The following is a 299-nucleotide window of genomic DNA, read 5'->3' on the forward strand; positions in this document are numbered from 1 at the left end:
GGGCTTCGATCAAGAGCTTCGCCTAAGCTAACCCCATCAATTAACCTTCCGGCACCGGGCAGGCGTCACACCGTATACGTCATCTTTCGATTTTGCACAGTGCTATGTTTTTAGTAAACAGTTGCAGCCACCTGGTCTCTGCAACCCCCAATAGCTTACGCAGTAAATGCTTCACCATCAGGGGCACACCTTCTCCCGAAGTTACGGTGTCATTTTGCCTAGTTCCTTCACCCGAGTTCTCTCAAGCGCCTTGGAATTCTCATCCGGACCACCTGTGTCGGTTTGGGGTACGATTCTCT

The 299-nt window shown here is 51.2% G+C and carries 1 rRNA gene; it reads right to left on the reverse strand.

Annotated features, from left to right (window positions below):
* A 23S ribosomal RNA gene (locus tag AVJ23_RS21990) occupies window positions 1-299 on the reverse strand; the annotation flags it as partial.

It is taken from the genome of Pseudoponticoccus marisrubri, assembly GCF_001482405.1.
Lineage (GTDB): Bacteria > Pseudomonadota > Alphaproteobacteria > Rhodobacterales > Rhodobacteraceae > Pseudoponticoccus > Pseudoponticoccus marisrubri.